Source organism: Pseudogracilibacillus auburnensis (assembly GCF_003201975.1).
Classification (GTDB): domain Bacteria; phylum Bacillota; class Bacilli; order Bacillales; family Amphibacillaceae; genus Pseudogracilibacillus; species Pseudogracilibacillus auburnensis.
On record NZ_QJJQ01000004.1, the window covers coordinates 289,137 to 309,570 of the forward strand.

Consider the following 20,434-nt stretch of genomic DNA (forward strand, 5'->3'; position numbering starts at 1 on the left):
TTTGTCTCAAAAGTGGTTAAGTTACGGTCAGTTATAAGTAATACAGTCTCTTGCTGTGTGGTAAAATAATGTAAAGGAAAATGTGGAGACTAGCGATGAACATTCATGATTTTTAATACTCTATTAACCATACAATTATTGATAGAGGTACAACTATATATGAACGGAAATAGTATAGAGACTTATAAACTGGGTGATAATGATGTGTTAAAAAATCTATTAGAAGGACCAGCTTTCCTAGACAAATTTAGGAAAAATGAAATGAATGAGAAGGAGGTTCAAGGGGCGGGAAACTAGGTTCATTTCAAAGTAGCATGTATGCGTGGAAACGGATCTCGCGCTCAATTCCGAACCATCTCTGGAATAACGGTTATTAATGTCCATGGTGTCCAGGTAAGCCCGCCAATACGTCATTTGTTAGGGGGATAGTATGAATTATTTAAAAGAAAACATACCAATGCTTAAAAGTGTTTCAAGTATTACCAAGATTAACAAGGGATTTTCAAATGATCAAAAATATGTTATCGACGACAAATATTTGATCAGAGTTTTCTCAAGTGAAAATAAATCATGTCGGCAAGAAGAATTCCATATCATCCAAAAATTGAACAGGTTTTCCGACTATGTGCCTGAAGCAATTGATTTTGGTACATTATCCAATATGGAACAATCTTACATGATACTCACTTATTTTCCTGGGGAGGATGGGGAAACTTCGCTAAAGGAGTTGACCGAAGGAGCGCAATATAAAGCCGGTTTTACGGCGGGGAATGAATTGAAAAAATTACATGAACTTATCGCGCCAGAGGATACTCCTCCATGGTATGAACATAAGAAGCAAAAAACGGAAAAGTATTTAGAGGAATTAGAACTTATAAATGTCGAAAAAAGTCTTAAAAAGATGCTTACATCATGCATTAGAGAAAATGAAATGCTAATGAAAGGTCGACCGAATACGTTCCAACATGATGATTTTCATCCGGCTAATCTATTGATTCATCGTCAAAAATTTGCCGGGATTATCGATTTCCAGCGTATGGATTGGGGAGATCCAATTCATGATTTACATAAATTGGGTTTTTTCTCCAGCCGGATTAGTGTTCCTTTTACAAGAGGCATCGTCGATGGCTATCATTCTGATTCAAGCTTGGGGGATTCTTTTTGGGAATTGTATCTGTTATATAGTGCCATTCACATAGTTTCTGCGCTTGTATGGGGGAAGAGGATGGGAATATATGAAAAAATGCTGACCTACTCCATGGATGTTGTACGGGATCATGACCATTTTGAGCGGATAGTTCCAAAGTGGTATTCTGATTCATAGGTTGTATAAATTATTGAAACTCTTTGGAGGTTTCGGATGATTAAGTTTCACTTTCTACTTCGGGAAGAAGAGATATGTTTTAGATCGTTTACAGAGGTGAACAAGTAGCGAATTCAAGTCATTTACCATGTGGTTCGTTTTCGATAGGATAGATGTTGAAGAAAGCGAAAAAACGACTCTTTCTTCAGAAGGAGTCGATACATGGTACTTGAACAGTTTATTTCGAAAGCTCTATTGTTTAAACAATAAATAATCTTTTTATCCTTACTTCCGATCCCCACCTAATAGATCAAACAATCCTTTAGCGATACTTCCTTCGTCTTTTGATCCACCTTTTTGAGGAGCCGCCGCAAATACTCGGCTTGCAAGTCTGCTAAAAGGAAGTGATTGAATCCATACGGTTCCGGGACCACGCAATGTGGCGAAAAATAGTCCTTCTCCACCAAATAGTGCTGTTTTAATACCGCCGACAAACTGAATATCATAGTCAACACTACCTGTCATGGCAACTAGACAACCTGTATCAACACGTAATGCATCACCAGCAGCAAGTTCTTTTTTATGAATTGTTCCACCCGCATGGATAAAGGTCATGCCATCGCCTTGGAGCTTTTGCATAATAAATCCTTCACCCCCAAAAAATCCTGTCCCAATCTTTCGTTGGAATTCGATACCGACAGATACACCTTTTGCTGCAGCAAGAAACGCGTCTTTTTGACAAATAAGTTTTCCGTCCATCTTGCTCAAATCGACAGGAATGATTTTTCCAGGATACGGTGAGGCAAACGATACATGTTTTTTTCCAATACCTTCGTTTGTAAATGTTGTCATGAATAAACTTTCACCTGTAAGTACTCGTTTACCAGCACCGAGAAGCTTGTCCATGAGTCCATTTTGTTTGGAAGAACCATCGCCAAAAATCGTTTCCATCCGGATTTCTTCGTCCATCATCATAAGACTACCTGCTTCTGCAATAACGGTTTCTTGTGGATCAAGTTCAATCTCAACAAATTGCATATCATCACCATATAATTATATAGTTTTTTTTGATAAAATACAGTGAAAGTATAGTCCTTCGATTCCATTATAGGAGGGGCGGACTGATACAGGATAAAAATCCAATTATACACAAAAATTAACTTGTAATATGCTAGCGTTTCATTCCAATACATTAGTTGTGCATAAAATATTTTAGTAATGGACATTTTCTCATTGTATTTTTATACATTATTATGTATAATAAATACTATCGAATTGAAAAAAGGTAGGAGAGATTGCTGTGGAAAGAAAAAAGATAATCATTATTGGTGCTGCAGGAAGAGATTTTCATAATTTTAATACGTATTACCGTAACAAAGAGGAGTATAATGTTGTAGCTTTTACAGCCGCTCAAATACCTGATATAGATGGACGAAAATACCCAAATGAACTTGCTGGTGAATTATATCCTGAAGGGATTCCAATATATGCACAAGATGAATTATCAACTCTTATTAAAGAACTTCATGTAGATGAATGTGTCTTTGCTTATAGTGATGTTCACTATGAAGAAGTAATGGGGGTTAGTGCGATCGTGAATGCCGCTGGTGCTAATTTCACACTCCTAGGACCAAAACAAACGATGCTTAAAAGTAATAAGCCAGTCATTTCTGTTTGTGCGGTTCGTACTGGAACTGGAAAAAGCCAAACATCACGTAAAATTATTGAAGTGTTACTAGAACAAGACTTGAAAGTAATTGCGATTAGACATCCAATGCCATACGGGGATTTAGCTGCACAGCGGGTTCAACGTTTTGCGACTGTGGAAGATTTAAAGAAACATCAGTGTACAATTGAAGAAATGGAAGAATATGAACCACATGTCGAAAGAGGAAATATTGTTTATGCAGGTGTAGACTATGAGGATATTATTCGCGCTGCGGAAAATGATCCTGATGGTTGTGATGTAATTCTTTGGGATGGTGGAAATAATGATTTTCCATTCTATAAACCAGATCTTGCAGTAACAGTTTTAGATCCACATCGCCCCGGACATGAATTGAAATATTATCCTGGTGAAGTGAACTTAAGATCATCAGACGTAAATATTATTAATAAAGTGGATAGTGCATCAACAGATGCGGTGCAAACTGTTGAAAACAATATTAAAAATGTAAGTCCAGATAGTACAATCATTAAAGCTGAATCAACTATTACGATTGACAATCCTGAAATTATTAAAGGTAAAAAAGTATTGATCGTTGAAGATGGTCCTACATTAACGCACGGCGAAATGAAAATGGGGGCTGGAACAGTTGCGGCTGATCGTTTTGGAGCGGCAGAAATTGTTGATCCACGTCCATTTGCAGTCGGAACATTGACAGACACATTTGAAAAATATACTCATATCGAAAATGTCCTTCCAGCGATGGGCTATGGAAAACAACAATTAAAAGATTTAGAAGAAACAATCAATAAAACGGAATGTGATGCAGTTATCATCGGAACTCCTATTGATTTATCAAGAATTATCGACATTAATAAACCGTGCACTCGGGTACATTATGATTTAGATGAGGTTGGCAGTCCGAACTTAACAGAAATTTTACATGATTTCATTCAAGAACATCAATTAAAAAAGTAAATAATAAAGCGGCATAGATCTTCGTGATTATGCTGCTTTCTTTATGAGTTAGCATAAGGAATGTTAAATTTGTACATTACCAATAGTCTTGTTGGACATCAAAGTACATGTTTACATACTTGCCGTCGATTATTGATGGTGATCGCTATCGACTTTAGTTTGATCGGCAATTCGGAATCTATACAACCTATTTTTTCTTTACAAAAAGACCTTCCAATGGTTCCCAAGGATGCACTGCAAAATCAAATTTCTTATCAACTACTGCTGGATCATTTTTTGCCACTTTGACCGCTTCTTCGATATTTTCAACATCAATAATGACTAAACCACCTGTATGATCCATAAATGGTCCAGCAGAAACAAGTTTATCTTGTAATGTATCGACTAAATATTGGCGATGTGGGACTAATTGTTGTTCCCAATGAGGCTTCCCTTCTAGCCATGCCTCTCCACGTGAATAAATAATAACAGCTTTCATAAGAAAACTCCTCCTTTTTAGTGATATTGCTCCTCTTAAAATACGAACTTTTTTACCTTTCTTAGTCATTATATTCATAGTACACTAAATAAAAATAGGAGGGTGAAAATAAATTGAATGCGGAAGAACTATGGGCTTCTTTTGGAACAATTGAAGGATGATTAAGGTTAGAAATTTACAGGATAATCTACTAACTGTAGAAGTGGAAAACGAGTTTCAATGTAATTGAATTGACCAACGATACAAATCATCGTTATTGATGATGTTGGAAATATTACAGATAAAGAATTTGGTGTGATCATTCCCTACACGGAAGAAGCGAAAAAGATACATAAAAGGGAACCAAAGAAAGTAATTTTAGGGTTTGATGACTTTTTTAAACTACTAAAGATGGAAAGGAATTACAGAAAAGAATTATTCGATCCAACATAGAAGTTGACAGATTGATAATGGAATGAATCTAGTGCTTTTGTCTTCTGGTATATGGTAGAATAGTAACTTAAGGAGGTGAAATAATGGTAGAAGAAAAAATAGACGCTATGTTTGAAATGATAAAAATTTTGACAAATGAGGTAAGTAATTTATCCACGACAGTAGACACTCTAACTTCTAGAGTAGATGGTCTATCAACCGAAATGAATCAACGCTTTGAGTCAGTAGATGAACGTTTTGACCAAGTAGATACTCGTTTTGAGTCGATAGATGAGCGTTTTGATCAAGTAGATACACGTTTTGAGTCAGTAGATGAACGTTTTGATCGAGTAGATACACGCTCTGATGCAGTAGATCAACGTATTAGAAGTTTTGAGCAACGTGTTAACGAGCGATTCGATACACTCGAATTAAAAATTGATAACCTTGCAACCGAAAGTAGAAGTTACTTTAAGCATGTTGAGGATCGAACTGATACCCATGAATCTGTTCTCCAAAAATTATTTTATCAAACGCATGTAAATAATATGCAAATAAATAAACGAAGAGATAAATAAAAAATATTCCTCTTTATCCTTTTCTTATACTTTTAATCCCATATTCTAATAAGGTAATCATCCTTGTTTTGGGTTGAAAGGATGGTTACTTTTTTACTTGATATCTTCCCAATTATAATGTTTGATGATGATCTCCGACAATTTGCAGTTTTTGCACCAAATGGAAAGCGAAATATCATATATGAGAACTCGTCTTAATTGCATATTGTAAGTATAAAAAACCTGCTTTAAAACTTACTTACCTATTTTTGAAATAATCTCTTCTCTTTCTAAAAATATAAGACATCCATAAAACTTTTCTAATTTCCTACAAAAATGATCGTCTATTGCTTTGTCATCCCATATACCTTTTCTCTCGACAACTTCCAAACAACAGCATCATGAATGGACCCTTTCATTTTTATGTCATTTCCCGGGTAATGATTCGACAATTTTTCCTATCTATTTTGTAAAAAAGGTTGTAATCGATCATAAGAACTGCTCTTAAAGGTATATAACATTCATAAGATCGTTTCTTTTTCCAATTATCTGTGAAAAAATAAAAGACACCAATTGTACGTCGCTACAAAGGGTGAAAGAGTGTGCAAAACATTATTTTTAGTATCTAATCGAAAAAGCCATTTTGTTTTTCCCGCTTCTTCTATATTACACCGTTTTCTTTCCTATTCATCTTTGATAACTCTTCCCGTGTTAGACAATTGTCTTCGTTCATAAAAGCGGTCCGAACTGTTTCATCTACCTCACTTTGTTTAATGGCAACGTCAAGGTCGTGTACAATCTGAGCCAAATATTCAAATGCTTGTCGAATAAATTCATTCGCCGAGCAACAATAATTATAATCGAACGAAATCACCGATACCCTTATACTATCTCACTAGTACAATCGTTTGCACTATTGATTTTGCTTTTTAAAGAAATATTGTTAAATGGTATTCAAAAAAAATTTAAAACCCATTGTAATTGTATTTAAAAACGGTATAATGAACTTCAATAAGTTGTGCAAACGTTTTCTTGTCAAATACAGGAGGTTTTAGAATGCTTCAAGATACTAGTTTTGCAATTCATCCAGGAAAAGAAAAGCAGAACCAAAAGGCACTAATCTATCAAGATGTTGGAAAAGTCAAACAATATAAGAGGACCGGCAATGGTTTTCTTTTTATATGTGAAAATGCTCAAGTAGCCATTCTTTTTTATACAAATTCAATAGTTAGAATTGTGATGAACCCAAAGGGGGAACCACAACTTGATAAGTCAAAAGTGGTCGTGGCAAATCCTGAACAACTATTGATTAAAGAACAAATAATAAATGATACGATCATGTTAAAAACGAACAGAATAAAACTTCATGTACAAAAAGCGCCGTTCCGTCTAAAGGTAACAGATAGGAGGGGACGAAACCTCTTAGTTGAAGGAGCGCGCGGAATGGCTTTCCGTGAAAATGGAGAAGTTGCTGTGTGGAAAGAGATGGATAAAGATGACCATTTTTACGGGTTTGGAGAAAAAACAGGGCATTTAAATAAACGTGGTGAGCGATATGAAATGTGGAATACGGATGTGTATGCACCGCACAACCCAGAAACAGATCCATTATATGAATCAATTCCTTATTTTATGACTTTACGTCAAGGGAAGGCACACGGGGTCTTTTTTGATAATACATTTAGAACAGTTTTTGATTTAAAAAAATCAGACAGCTACTATACTTTTTCAGCTGAAGGTGGGCAGCTTGATTATTATATTTTGGCGGGACCTGAGCCGAAAGCGGTTATTGAACAATATACATATCTGACAGGGAAAATGCCTCTTCCACCGAAATGGGCAATCGGATATCATCAATCCCGTTATAGTTATGAAACGGAGAAGGAAGTTCGTCAACTGGCAACTACATTTATTGAAAAAGATATTCCTCTTGATGTTATTCATTTAGACATTCATTATATGGACGGATATCGTGTGTTTACATTTGATCATGATAAATTTCCAAATCCAGAACAATTAATAAAAGAGCTGCATGATATGGGTATCCGCGTTGTGCCTATTGTTGATCCTGGCGTAAAGAAAGATGTGGAATACAAAACATATCGAGAGGGTGTTTTGAAAGATCTGTTCTGTAAATATATTGAAGGTGAAATTTTTTATGGCGACGTATGGCCTGGAACGAGTGCATTTCCTGATTTCACTGATCAGAAAGTGCGTAAATGGTGGGGAGAACAACATACATTTTACACAGATATAGGTATAGAAGGAATTTGGAATGATATGAATGAACCAGCTGTATTTAATGAGACGAAAACGATGGATGTTACTGTCATGCATCGAAATGATGGAGAGCAGACAACTCATCGCGAGCTTCATAATGTGTACGGATTTTTAATGGGGAAGGCGACATATGAAGGATTAAAAGAGCAACTTAATGGAAAGCGACCTTTTTTACTAACGAGGGCTGGCTTTGCAGGTGTACAAAGATATGCGGCTGTTTGGACTGGAGATAATCGCAGCTTTTGGGAACATTTGCAAATGTCTTTACCGATGGTGATGAACCTCGGATTATCAGGTATTCCATTTACTGGCCCAGATGTAGGTGGTTTTGCGCATGATACGAACGGAGAGCTAATTGTGAGATGGACACAAGTTGGTGCATTTACACCATATTTTCGTAATCACTCTGCAATTGGTACTGTATATCAAGAACCATGGCAATTCGGTGGGAAACATGAAGAAATAATGAGAAAATATATTCAAATGCGTTATATTTGGATGCCGCAAATATATTCACTATTTCATGAGGCAAGTACAAAAGGATTACCTGTCATGCGTCCACTATTACTTGAGTTTCCCAACGATAAGAAGACATACAATTTAAATGATCAATTTATGATCGGGGACAATGTAATGATTGCACCAATTTTAGCGCCTTCTGTTACAGACCGTGCAGTTTACATGCCTAAAGGAGAATGGGTAGAGATTGAAACAGGCAAAACCTATGCAGGTGAACAAACGCATTTAATTCATGCTGAGCTTGATGTGTTGCCGATTTTTGTGAAAAGAGGAACTGCAATCATGCAAACAGAGTGGATGTCCAATGTGAAAAAGTCACCTGAAAATATGAGTATGCATGTCTTCGCAGGAGCGCTTAATGAATCTTATCGTTTTATTTTTTATGATGATGATGGGGAAACTTTTGCGTATGAAAATGGAGCTTATTTAAAATTGGAATTAGAGGTTACTTGTTCAGAACATGGAGTAGAAGTAACGGTAGTAAATGAGCAAGGGGAATATGATCCTTTATATAAGGAGATAAAATTAAATGTTATTGGATTAGCTAGAAACCAAAAGGTGAAGATAAATGGAGCTAGCCGCATAAATATCGTGTAATAAGGAATGTGTAGCTTGATTGGCTACATCTAACTTTTGGTAAATTTAAAAAAGATGTTTCTTCTATTGAGAAGACATCTTTTTTAAATGCTATTTTTTCTGATTTCGTACTGATTTCTCGTTTACCATTTTTGAAATGTCTGCAGGATTAATCACCTTATCATGGCCCACTTCAATACCATACTGTATTCCAGTAGGATCATTAAGCACCCCTTCTTTTAGTCCATCCGAATGAGGAGTCGTTTTCCTATGACTATTTCGTCCTTTCCTTGGCATTCATACACCTCCTGATTAAGAAGCAAGTAATGATAAACTAACACTAAGGATTAACAAATAATATGATGCTTATTTTTCCATGAGAATAGTAAAATTATGCTTTAGTATGAGGAGAGTTAGACTTCATATGAAGAAATAAGTTCTAATGGAGCGAAGATAAGAAACCTGTTAGTGAAAAGGTATGTCTTAACCGAAATCAATCCTTATATTTTATATTGGTCTTCCTTTCTATTTCTGATATAATAGTGCTAGTACTTTAGTATGAATGTATAGTGATTAATATTAATTATAAAGATGACAAATGGGGGCATAAGATAATGAGCTCATCACAAACAGATATATTATTGGAAAGTGGTACGAACGAATTGGAAGTAGTTATGTTTGAAATTGGTTCAGGTGTTTTTGGTATTAATGTATTGAAGGTAAGGGAGATCATAAATGCGGTAGAAGTCACGACTATTCCTAACTCACACCCGAATGTTGAGGGGATTATTCGTTTACGTGAAGAGGTTTTACCAGTTGTAAATTTGGCAAAAGTATTAGAAGTACCTGAATCAACAAATCCTGAGCGAGATAAATTTATTATAGCTGAACTAAACCAGTTAAAAATTGCGTTTCGTGTGCATCATGTTTCACGAATTCATCGGATTTCATGGGAGCAAATTGAAAAACCTTCTGAATTATCTGCCGGTGAACAAGCTCATGCGATTGGTATTATTAAATTAGCGGATCAAATGTCTATTTTACTAGATTTTGAAAAAGTAGTTGTTGAAATCGATCCAAGAGCGGGAGTCAATGTTGAAAGCTTACAAACATTAGGTCCACGTACTCGAACGACGAAAAAAATAATTGTAGCAGAAGACTCGGCTATTTTACGCCATCTATTGAAAGACACTTTAACAGAGGCAGGCTATGAAAATTTGCAGTTTTTTGAAAATGGAAAAGAAGCATGGAATTATTTAGAAGATTTATCTAATGATCAATCCCTGGAACCGCAAGAAGAAGTGAACTTAATTATTACTGACATTGAGATGCCACAAATGGATGGGCACCATTTAACCGATCGGGTTAAAAAGGCCTCTCGTTTAAAAAACATTCCTGTCATTGTTTTTTCATCTTTAATTACAAAAGATTTGTTCCACAAAGGAGAAACAGTTGGCGCTAGTGCACAAGTGAGTAAACCAGAAATAGTTACTTTAGTTGAAAAAATTGATTCTTTAATATTATAATTGATAAGCATCTCCCTAATTGGGGGATGCAATTTTGAAGAGCAAATATGATTTTTAATCTTTTTTAAAAGTTTTTATTAAATATGCTTGCATTATTTCTAGAAACAGATATAATATAAATTGTCGCTAAAATTTGGTGGTTCTAAAAAGCACTGATAACTTTTTAGTTAAAGTAGCAAGTACATAGTTTTTTTAAAAAAACATATAACTTGAAAAGGTCTGCGAGGAATGCGAATGCATGACGAGCTTTAAAGTTACAAACGTCTTTTTAAAATATTATAACTAATTTAATTTTATTCCACAGTAGCTCAGTGGTAGAGCAGACCGGCACAAAATGAGATTATTATTTCAGTTAACATGAAAAGGTCTGCGAGGAATGCGAATGCATGACGAGCTTTAAAGTTTCAAACCTCTTTTTAAAATATTTAACTAATTTTTTTTTATTCCACAGTAGCTCAGTGGTAGAGCAATCGGCTGTTAACCGATCGGTCGTAGGTTCGAATCCTACCTGTGGAGCCAATCGGAGAGCTGTCCGAGTTGGTCGAAGGAGCACGATTGGAAATCGTGTAGACCGTTAACGCGGTCTCAAGGGTTCAAATCCCTTGCTCTCCGCCAGCATAAAAAACTGGCCCGTTGGTCAAGTGGTTAAGACACCGCCCTTTCACGGCGGTAACACGGGTTCGAATCCCGTACGGGTCACCATTTATAAAATTTAAGACCATGATATACTAGTAGTAAGATGGAGGATTAGCTCAGCTGGGAGAGCACTTGCCTTACAAGCAAGGGGTCGCAGGTTCGAGCCCTGCATCCTCCACCATGTAATTTAAATATTGATTATTAATTCATATCGCGGGGTGGAGCATGTTTTACATGCGAGGAGTGGAAACACGACGAGGCCGTCCTTATTATTAATATCAAAAGAAGAGCATGCATAAATAATTGATCATTAATTCATATCGCGGGGTGGAGCAGTCTGGCAGCTCGTTGGGCTCATAACCCAAAGGTCGCAAGTTCAAATCTTGCCCCCGCAACCAAAAATATTTAATCAGGTGTATTTTAGCGTAACCAACACTTGTCCTTATGCAATAATGAAATGTGTTGACACGAATGAGCTAACTTTGGTTTGGGATAAAGTATATTTTTTAAATTTGACGAATACCAACTATAAATGGTATTTTATTATTGGAAAGCTTTGATTTCAGGATGGTCCGGTAGTTCAGTTGGTTAGAATGCCAGCCTGTCACGCTGGAGGTCGCGGGTTCGAGTCCCGTCCGGATCGCCACTATAATTTGATAACGGCTCGATAGCTCAGTCGGTAGAGCAAAGGACTGAAAATCCTTGTGTCGGCGGTTCGATTCCGTCTCGAGCCACATTTAATGAAATATTAGATCTATTATTGATATAATGGAGGGGTAGCGAAGTGGCTAAACGCGGCGGACTGTAAATCCGCTCCCATCGGGTTCGGCAGTTCGAATCTGCCCCCCTCCACCATTAACGTTTTAGGGGTATAGTTTAATGGTAAAACGAAGGTCTCCAAAACCTTTGATGTGGGTTCGATTCCTACTACCCCTGCCAATAAAATTTAATTTGTTTGACCTAATGATTATGGCGGTCGTGGCGAAGTGGTTAACGCACCGGATTGTGGCTCCGGCACTCGAGGGTTCAAATCCCTCCGGTCGCCCCATTTATTATCTCATTGGGCTATAGCCAAGCGGTAAGGCAACGGGTTTTGGTCCCGTCATTCCTAGGTTCGAATCCTAGTAGCCCAGCTTGTTTGTGCGGAAGTAGTTCAGTGGTAGAATATCACCTTGCCAAGGTGAGGGTCGCGGGTTCGAATCCCGTCTTCCGCTTATGTTTTGGCGGCATAGCCAAGTGGTAAGGCAGAGGTCTGCAAAACCTTTATCACCGGTTCAAATCCGGTTGCCGCCTCCAATCAATAGATTTATTGCCAGTGTGGCGGAATTGGCAGACGCGCGGGACTCAAAATCCCGTTCCTTCACAGGAGTGTCGGTTCGAGACCGACCACTGGTATATCGAGATATATTTAATTTGACATAGATTAAAATACAGGTAAACACTTATAAATGTTGACATGACAACAATTATAAGTGTTTTTTTATTTATTTTGTACTGAATACCCATCTCAAAAAGAGGTCTTTCCTAAATTCAGTTACTAGTACCAATATACCAATTATAAGACAATTCAATAGAACTGTTTCTTATTATACATTTATAATTGAACGTTTCTAAATGTTTCCTTTGTAATTTATTTTTTTGTAAAGAGTACCCAGCTAAAAATACCAGCCGAGGGGAGTTAATGATATTGAAGTGGCTTTCATGGGATATTAATTTGAAAATAAGGCTTATAGGTGAAACACTGTTTAACATGTTGTTTTGGATGTACTTTCCGTTTCTTACAATTTATTTTAGTGATGTAATAGGAATGGTTGAAGCAGGTATCATGATGACTGCACCTTCAATTATTAGTATTTTTGGTGGAATGATTGGAGGCTATGTAACTGATCAACTTGGAAGACGTAAGATAATGCTTATCGGTTCGTTTATGCAAGCTATTTTTTTTGCTTTGTTTGCACTTTCCTTTTCTCCTTGGTTGGATTATCTAGCATTTATTGGAGTTAGTCTTGGTAAATCATTTTATAGACCTGCTAGTTCTGCCATGGTGGCTGACCTTGTTCCCGATGAAGAAAGACGTAGTGTTTTTGCCACTTTTGCATCCGCAAATAATTTAGGAGCTATATTCGGTCCAGTTATAGGTGCAGTATTATTTTTTCAATACCGTAGTGAATTGCTGTGGGCTTGTGCAACAGTTACATTATTTTATTCTGTAGCAATATTATTTATTATTCGAGAAACAATGCCGGTAAAAGATCAAGAGGATGACCAAAGTAAGACACTATTATTGGTTATAAAAAAGCAATGTATCAACTATTTTGTTATATTAAAAGATAGAGTGTTCTTCCTATATATTCTTGGGGGTATCTTCATCACAATTTCTATTATGCAATTGGATCTTTATTTAGCTGTATATGTACGAAATTTTGTCCCAGCCCAGGAGCTGTTCTCAATAGGGGAATGGTCAATTTCGCTCAGTAGTGAGGAAGTATTTGGGTGGATGATTGGCTTAAATGGACTATTGTTTGTATTATGTGTAATTCCAGTAACCAAAATGTTTGAGGGTTGGAGCGACAGAAATTCGTTAATACTTGCCGCTTTTCTATCCGGATTTGGCATGTTCTTAGTTGGATTGACAAAAAGTGCTTGGTTATTATTTGGAATTATCGTAATTCTTACAATAGGTGAGATCATCCATGGCCCTGTAGTACAAAACTTTGTGAGCAAATATGCACCAAAGAATGCTAGAGGTCAATATATGGGAGCATCTGATTTACAGTATTCCTTAGGGAGGTTTATAGCACCACTAACAGTTATTCTTTCCGTATCACTGCCGCCAATGTTAATTTTTAGCTTCATTATGTTATGTGCTTTAATAAGTGCAATTATCTACTTACTAATGTTTAGGATGCTACCAGAAAACGATAGGGCAAAAAAAAAAACGGGATAAACGACTAATTTTTTAGGTCTTGGATAGAGAAGATTAATAAGGAAAGTCCGTTTTTTAACACATTAATGCCAATTTTTTCGACAGTAATTAAGTAGCAATTGTATCATGTGTCTATAAAATGGTTATTCCTGATGGAGCACTCCTTACACTAGCTTTTGTGGTTCGTGGAACGGTACATCAGATTATTGTACCAGATGAACTATTAGAGTAAGTATTTTATTAGCGGAAACTTTCCAAATGATTAGAACTTTCTTAAGAGAATATGTTCCCATTTTAAAAGGAAATATCAAACGTGTCATTTAAGAGTGTAATCAATTGTTTAGTTCTTATAGACTGTTTTGCATAAAGGATTCTCCTTATACTAGACTAAATAATCAGGTCAATATGTTTATTTTATTGCAAATAAATTGAAAATTTAAATAACCAAAGTAATTATTTTTACAAAAATATTACGGCAAACTTAGTTTGTGAATAATCACACACATTATTGGTCCAATACGTTTTCTTTTACAAGAATGTTACTGGAATAACTTGCATATTTTGTCGAATAGTAATTATTTTGTAATCAATAGTTAATAGGGGTGATTTCAATCACATAAATTAAGTATATACTTAATTAATAATTATAGTCATTTTACATAATAGTCATTTTTAGTTATTGCTAAAATTGTCTATCCTCACTTATAAAGTTTTTAGCTTTGACCATTTAATTTTACTAAGATAGATTCATAACAAGAAACAAAAAAATTTAATGATTGTGTAAGAACATATTGCACGATTGTTCCATTACTCTTACAGTCGAGATGAAGTTACAAAAGAGAAGCTAATATGTGAAGTTGGAATCTAAACAGAAGGACAAACGGGGAGCTAGGAGAATTCCAAACGATAGAAAATGCTATATGAAGGTAATAAAAGGAGGTAGAGTGGGGTAAATATTTTGAGTATTTTTAGAAGCTTTGTAATCAAATAATATATTTATATATAGGTGTTAAGTATAGGGAAGATGAATCAACAAAGAGAATATTATCTTATTAATCATATATTAAAAGTGAGGGACTTCCCAGTTATTCATTCAGAAATTTTGTTTAGATGGTGCGTTTTACAATAAAATAAAATGGTCATTTTATATTAGTATGTAAATCCTCTTTTTTTACTTTATGGAACGTTTAAGTGCGAAACATGAGTAAGCTAATAAACAAAATGTACATCATCCAAGTAAAGGAAACTAACATGAATTTCCCCTGATGATGACAAAATAGAGGGTGATATGATGAATAATAATCCAATTAAAATAGTTTTAATTGATAATTATCAATTGTTTCGTGAAGGAATGAGACGAATATTTGAAGATAATCCTTTATTTTTTGTAGTAGCAGAGGGAGAAACTAGACATGATGCTTTAAAGCTTGTAAAAAAATATAGACCAGATATGATCTTATTGGATATTAATGCAATTGAATCAAATAGTATGTTGGAAATAAAAACACTATCAAAACATTCTCCTAACACTAGGATAGTCATTTTATCTGAACAAGAATTAAATCATCAACGTGTAACGCTTGCTTTAAAAAGAGGAGTACAAGGATATTTATTTAAAGAAATGAATGTAGATTTATTTATTAGCGCCATCAAATCTATCTACAGTGGTATGGTTTGGTTACATCCAAATGTAAGTCATTATTTAGCTAAAGATTATCATAGACTAATTACATTTATTCAGGAAAAAACGGTTAAACGAGAGAATGAGTTTCAAAGACCTTTACATTTATTTACGTTGAGAGAATGTGAAGTTTTAGAGTTGTTAGTAAAAGGAAAGAGTAACCAGGATATTGCAAATGAGTTATGTATTACGGAGTCAACTGTTAAAAATCATGTACGAAACATATTAGGAAAAATGCATGTAAATGATCGGACAAATGCAGTCGTACTAGCATTTCGCAATGGTTGGGTACAACTTGAAAACAAAAATCTACCACAGATTAATGATAATTTTATCTAATGCTTAAAGGGGAATTCAGTTCGAATTCCCCTTTGCTATTTAGTGCCCCCCTTTTCATCGTATTACTAGTGGACTCAATTTCATAAAAAGCATAATGGGTGATTTATCCGAACGATAACACTCACTTTATATTTGAGTGTCCGTAAATACGCTAAATCAGTGGTTTGGAGTGAAAGACGACGACTCCTACGGGAAAAGCAAGAGGGGAAATGCAGACTAAGTACGCCATGTACAGGGACCGCCCTTTCGCTCATCCGATCCAAAACCATTTGTGGGAACGCGTATGGGACTGCGATTACCCGTTTCAAAAACATTGTACGTCGGAGGCTCAAGCACACCTTAGGAAAGCATTCTCCTTGTAGAAGAAAAGCAACAGTTTTTTGATGATTTTTTATTGTTCGGATTCATCCTTGCTTAATCGAGTGATGAAATTGACTTAGTAGTTATTATTCTTGTTTACCAAGTTAATTTGTAAATTCTTTAGCATTGGAATATTTGAAAAGTCATTAAGAAAAACTTTTAACCATTTGTTTCATACCTAGGTATATGAAATAGTAAGTAAATGGTAAAAAAACATAAAATCGTCGTTTTTACGGTGGGAAAAATAGGAATTTACGCGGTTGTTTTGGGATGAAAACTTCCCTATCATTTAGATTAGGAATTGAAAATGTCGGAAAAGAAAGACTTAAGGGAAGATTTGGATTATTTTGCATTTATAATAATCAGTATCTTCTGCAAATGTTGGCGATAGTAGACAATACGCTTTTCTTGGCATACCAATTCTATACAACTAATCAAAAGGGAGGAGTTCATAGATCGGTTTGTAAGCAGTTTCAGCTTCAAAGTAAATTTGCAAAATCATTAGGTTAGGAGGATACTTTTGAAAAACTACGATTTTAAGAAGAAGGTTAAACATAATCAAGTAAGAAGAATGAATCAAACGAAAAAAATAATCGCTACTTCTGCAATTGCTTCTGCTCTCGTATTTAGTACAATTCCAGTAGGCGCTAATCAGCATACAGAAAGTAGTTTTAGAAATGTATTGAGCACTCCTTACGTTTCTGCTAGTAGTCTTACAGAAGTTCAATTATTAACGGATATCACAGTCGGAGCAGACTTAATTGATCAGACTGATTACTACGATCTCGCCCTAAATATGACAGGAACAGGATTAGCTGATGCGGAACTACTAACACCTGAGCGGGTGGCGGTATTTTACATACCCGACTTAGCTGGAAAGATGCAAGCTAATGATCCAGCAAATGTACGTGTGGAAATTTTGCCGATCACGATGGATGATTTACCAGTAATAAATGGTTTAATAGGTAATTTGACCGGAGCCACAACTGATCTGTTGGCTGGATTAACATCTGGTATTGATGATGCCATTAACAATACGCCACTAGCAGGATTAGTTAAAGTGGAAGGTCTTGATGAATTAAATACAGCCATTGATAATTTGAACAATATAGATCAAGCACTTGCAGATCTTTTAGTATATGAAGACCAAGTCGATGTTGTCGTAAATCCTGATGGCTCTGTTGTTGTTAATTTTTCGGATGGAATAGGAAACCATTTAGAAACAGCAGTTAAAGATGTAGTGACAGCTACGATAACTGATCTGTTAGACGCAATTGATGGGTTGGAAATTACGTTACTCGGAGGAGATCCAACAGGGCTTTTAAGTGGGTTATTAAATAATTTAATTATTAACCCTATTGTGAATCCATTAAAATCTGCAGTTGTTAATACGGCTAATCCAATTCTTAATGAGCTTGCTGATGGATCGATTGATCTGGCAAATGATTTGGCAGGTGTACAAGTAATAGGTCAAACATCGGTCACAGCAAATGTAACGGTTGAAAAACCTGCAGGAGTAACGGGAGAAGTTCCTATTTATGCGGCGGGTGTAAGTACTTCAGTAATTGATGTTCAATTACTGTCAAGTTTAGCAGATGAAACTTCCATTGTTTTTGACGAAGAAGATGATACTGACGCCGATGCCGACGCTGATGCTGACGCTGATGCCGATGCTGATGCCGATGCCGACGCTGATGCCGATGCCGACGCTGATGCCGATGCTGACGCCGACGCCGATGCCGACGCCGATGCCGACGCTGATGCTGACGCTGATGCCGACGCTGATGCCGATGCCGATGCTGACGCCGACGCTGACGCCGATGCCGACGCCGATGCTGATGCCGATGCTGACGCTGATGCTGATGCCGATGCTGATGCTGATGCCGATGCCGATGCTGATGCCGATGCTGATGCCGATGCTGATGCCGATGCCGATGCTGACGCTGATGCTGATGCCGATGCTGACGCCGATGCTGACGCTGATGCTGATGCCGACGCTGACGCTGATGCTGACGCTGATGCCGACGCTGATGCTGATGCTGACGCTGATGCTGATAATGATAATGACGAAGAAGACCCAGATGATGTAAAAGTAGTTGTTACAGATGGTGGAAGTGGAGATGGTACTAAAAAAGGTGCTGGTTCCGGAGATGTGCTACCGAAAACTGCGACATCAACATTTAACTGGATAATGGGTGGCTTTATGGCATTCATTGCTGGACTCGTTGGTTTCTTTACCCGTAGAAAAGAAAACGAGTCTAAGTAAAACAATTAGTAGTAAACATATCATTTAAATGAACATAATAATCAGCCTATATTTCTTCGGGAATATAGGCTTGATTGATTAAAAAGTAAAGGAGAGGTATATAAATGACATCATTGAGCTATATAAATAATGTATTTAATGACTTTGCCAATCACTTTCAAGGAAAAATAGAAAGAAAAGAACTTAAAAAAGTTGAAATTGAAAATGAATTAACGTATATCGTATTTCTATCGATTGGTAATCCAACTATCCGAGCACGTGTATTCAAAGAAACCTCCCCAAACTTTCTACAAGCTTTACAAAATCTCCACCGAAAAGCAATTGAACTCTTTCGGAAACATCACCTTGATCCTAAATGGATTAAAATAGATGTCGTTTCGGAAGCAGAAAAGATTTCTTTTGACCAACTTGAAAACTTAATTGCTAAAACGAGAAGAAACTACTTTCGTTACGGAATTTCTTTTGATCCAGAGTTTAGACTAGCTTTTTTAGAACAAGAACTGAATGGAAACGCAATGTTACGTAGTCTGAATAAAAGTCCAATTCAACTAAATGAAAAAAATATTAATCATTACTTAAAATATAATGTGAGTAATTTTCGTTTTCCTTTTGTTAAAAACCGTTATAGAAATAAGCAAGTATTTTTATTCAAAACAGTCAGTTCTTTTTCAGATCGTGAAAATCAGGAAATAGTAGATCTTTATCATGGAGATTTGTCCAATGGAATACGAAAGATAGATAATATTGAAACGGAATCGCGGCACTTGATTAAAAAAGCTACTTATTTTTTAATGAATCAAGTACAGGACGATGGAAAATTTATTTATGGTTATTTCTCTGCTTTTGCCAAACGTATCGGAACGTATAACATATTGCGACATTCAAGTTCCCTTTATTCGATGGCGGAAGGGTATGAATTGATTCAAGATGAAAAAATAATAAAAGCAGTTGAAAAAGGAATTGAATATTTGATACGAGAAGCAATTGTCTTTAAAGAAGGTCCAGAAGAGGAAATAGCCTTTGTTGTTGATCATGCCAATGAAAAGGAAATAAAGTTAGGCTCCAATGCAACAGCTATTTTAGCATTGACAAAATATATGGAAGTAACGAGAAGTAACAAGTATCTCCAACTTGCCCAAGCACTTGCAAGAGGAATATTGCAAATGAAGACACCAAGTGGCGGGTTTATGCATGTGCTAACCTATCCAACATATGAAATAAAAGATTTGCATCGCATCATTTATTATGAGGGAGAAGCGATTTTTAGTTTATTACGATTGTATGCGATGGATCAACAAGATAGATGGTTAGATGAAGTAAAGAAATCATTTGACTATTTTATCGAGAACGATTATTGGAAGCATCATGATCATTGGTTAAGCTATGCAACGAATGAACTAACCATTTATGAACCTGAAGATAAATATTTTATTTTTGGCTTAAAAAATTGCCAAGAGAAGTTAGAGTTTATTTATCACCGGGATACAACATTCCCTACATTCCTCGAGTTGACAATGGCAACTTATAAAATGACCAATAAAATAAAAGAATTGCAAAAAGACTATTTATTAGATTACATTGATGAGGAGTTTTTGAAGGCGACAATCGATCATCGAGCAGAATACCAGCGTGTAGGCTTTTTTTATCCAGAGCTTGCCATGTATATGAAGGAGCCGGGATTAATTGAAAATGGATTTTTCATTCGCCATCATTCGTTTCGTGTAAGAATTGATGATGTAGAACATTACTTATCAGGGTATTGCCAGTATGTACAATACCGAACACCAATGTTACCAACACATTATCATACAAGTTTAATTGGTGTGATAAATAATGGGATATCAGAATGAGCAATTTTTAAAACATATCTCAATGATCAACCGATTTTTGCAATAAGTCGAGTGACTGTTCTTTACAATTCTATCCTATCAT

13 protein-coding genes and 14 tRNA genes are annotated in these 20,434 nt (G+C 36.0%); 23 read left to right on the forward strand and 4 right to left on the reverse strand.

The features are described from left to right. Positions 1-430: 430 nt before the first annotated feature. Entirely contained in the window at positions 431-1,324 is an 894-nt protein-coding gene (locus DFR56_RS08055) for an aminoglycoside phosphotransferase family protein (protein ID WP_110394925.1), read from the forward strand. A 264-nt stretch (positions 1,325-1,588) separates the two neighbouring features. Here the strand turns inward: DFR56_RS08055 and DFR56_RS08060 are convergent, their stop codons facing one another. After that, positions 1,589-2,341 (reverse strand): TIGR00266 family protein, encoded by a 753-nt coding sequence (locus tag DFR56_RS08060; RefSeq protein ID WP_110394926.1) that lies wholly within the window; start codon positions 2,339-2,341, stop codon positions 1,589-1,591. Positions 2,342-2,603: 262 nt separating this feature from the next. On the opposite strand from DFR56_RS08060, the gene DFR56_RS08065 reads away from it, so the two are divergent. Further along, positions 2,604-3,947, forward strand: coding sequence for a cyclic 2,3-diphosphoglycerate synthase (locus DFR56_RS08065; protein ID WP_110394927.1), 1,344 nt, complete (start codon positions 2,604-2,606; stop codon positions 3,945-3,947). A 187-nt stretch (positions 3,948-4,134) separates the two neighbouring features. Here DFR56_RS08065 and DFR56_RS08070 read toward each other — a convergent pair whose 3' ends face one another. Continuing rightward, a complete protein-coding gene (locus DFR56_RS08070; RefSeq protein WP_110394928.1) occupies positions 4,135-4,425 on the reverse strand; it encodes a YciI family protein in 291 nt (96 codons plus the stop codon). A 515-nt stretch (positions 4,426-4,940) separates the two neighbouring features. On the opposite strand from DFR56_RS08070, the gene DFR56_RS08075 reads away from it, so the two are divergent. Further along, positions 4,941-5,414, forward strand: coding sequence for a hypothetical protein (locus DFR56_RS08075; protein ID WP_110394929.1), 474 nt, complete (start codon positions 4,941-4,943; stop codon positions 5,412-5,414). A 640-nt stretch (positions 5,415-6,054) separates the two neighbouring features. On the opposite strand, the gene DFR56_RS08080 is transcribed toward DFR56_RS08075, so the two are convergent. Continuing rightward, positions 6,055-6,267, reverse strand: a complete 213-nt coding sequence (locus DFR56_RS08080; RefSeq protein ID WP_110394930.1) for a hypothetical protein — start codon at positions 6,265-6,267, stop codon at positions 6,055-6,057. A 182-nt stretch (positions 6,268-6,449) separates the two neighbouring features. Between DFR56_RS08080 and DFR56_RS08085 the strand changes: the two genes are divergently transcribed. Further along, positions 6,450-8,789 (forward strand): glycoside hydrolase family 31 protein, encoded by a 2,340-nt coding sequence (locus DFR56_RS08085; protein WP_110394931.1) that lies wholly within the window; start codon positions 6,450-6,452, stop codon positions 8,787-8,789. Positions 8,790-8,879: 90 nt separating this feature from the next. On the opposite strand, the gene DFR56_RS08090 is transcribed toward DFR56_RS08085, so the two are convergent. Further along, on the reverse strand, positions 8,880-9,065 hold the full coding sequence (locus DFR56_RS08090) for a hypothetical protein (protein WP_110394932.1): 186 nt from the start codon (positions 9,063-9,065) through the stop codon (positions 8,880-8,882). 317 nt (positions 9,066-9,382) lie between these two features. Here DFR56_RS08090 and DFR56_RS08095 point away from each other — a divergent pair, with 317 nt between their 5' ends. The 19 genes from DFR56_RS08095 (at position 9,383) to DFR56_RS08190 (ending at position 20,352) form a co-directional block, all read left to right on the forward strand. After that, positions 9,383-10,294, forward strand: coding sequence for a chemotaxis protein (locus tag DFR56_RS08095; protein ID WP_110394933.1), 912 nt, complete (start codon positions 9,383-9,385; stop codon positions 10,292-10,294). 444 nt (positions 10,295-10,738) lie between these two features. Then, positions 10,739-10,813 (forward strand) — tRNA-Asn (locus DFR56_RS08100). 3 nt (positions 10,814-10,816) lie between these two features. Beyond that, positions 10,817-10,909 (forward strand) — tRNA-Ser (locus DFR56_RS08105). Between the two features lie 12 nt (positions 10,910-10,921). After that, positions 10,922-10,996, forward strand: a tRNA-Glu gene (locus DFR56_RS08110). Positions 10,997-11,035: 39 nt separating this feature from the next. Further along, a tRNA-Val gene (locus DFR56_RS08115) sits at positions 11,036-11,111 on the forward strand. Positions 11,112-11,251: 140 nt separating this feature from the next. Beyond that, positions 11,252-11,328, forward strand: a tRNA-Met gene (locus tag DFR56_RS08120). A gap of 171 nt (positions 11,329-11,499) precedes the next feature. Next, positions 11,500-11,576, forward strand: a tRNA-Asp gene (locus DFR56_RS08125). A gap of 15 nt (positions 11,577-11,591) precedes the next feature. Further along, positions 11,592-11,664 (forward strand) — tRNA-Phe (locus DFR56_RS08130). A gap of 36 nt (positions 11,665-11,700) precedes the next feature. Beyond that, a tRNA-Tyr gene (locus tag DFR56_RS08135) sits at positions 11,701-11,785 on the forward strand. A 10-nt stretch (positions 11,786-11,795) separates the two neighbouring features. After that, positions 11,796-11,869 (forward strand) — tRNA-Trp (locus tag DFR56_RS08140). 33 nt (positions 11,870-11,902) lie between these two features. Beyond that, positions 11,903-11,978, forward strand: a tRNA-His gene (locus tag DFR56_RS08145). 13 nt (positions 11,979-11,991) lie between these two features. Beyond that, a tRNA-Gln gene (locus tag DFR56_RS08150) sits at positions 11,992-12,063 on the forward strand. 9 nt (positions 12,064-12,072) lie between these two features. Further along, positions 12,073-12,144: transfer RNA gene (locus DFR56_RS08155), tRNA-Gly, on the forward strand. An 8-nt stretch (positions 12,145-12,152) separates the two neighbouring features. Beyond that, positions 12,153-12,226, forward strand: a tRNA-Cys gene (locus DFR56_RS08160). A gap of 15 nt (positions 12,227-12,241) precedes the next feature. Beyond that, positions 12,242-12,325, forward strand: a tRNA-Leu gene (locus DFR56_RS08165). Positions 12,326-12,617: 292 nt separating this feature from the next. After that, on the forward strand, positions 12,618-13,877 hold the full coding sequence (locus DFR56_RS08170; protein ID WP_110394934.1) for an MDR family MFS transporter: 1,260 nt from the start codon (positions 12,618-12,620) through the stop codon (positions 13,875-13,877). A 1,270-nt stretch (positions 13,878-15,147) separates the two neighbouring features. Beyond that, positions 15,148-15,876, forward strand: coding sequence for a LuxR C-terminal-related transcriptional regulator (locus DFR56_RS08175; protein WP_207521026.1), 729 nt, complete (start codon positions 15,148-15,150; stop codon positions 15,874-15,876). 880 nt (positions 15,877-16,756) lie between these two features. After that, positions 16,757-18,502, forward strand: a complete 1,746-nt coding sequence (locus tag DFR56_RS23305) for an adhesive domain-containing protein (RefSeq protein WP_211320618.1) — start codon at positions 16,757-16,759, stop codon at positions 18,500-18,502. A 104-nt stretch (positions 18,503-18,606) separates the two neighbouring features. Further along, complete coding sequence (locus tag DFR56_RS08190) at positions 18,607-20,352, forward strand: glycoside hydrolase family 88 protein (protein WP_110394937.1); 1,746 nt, start codon at positions 18,607-18,609, stop codon at positions 20,350-20,352. Positions 20,353-20,434: the final 82 nt, after the last annotated feature.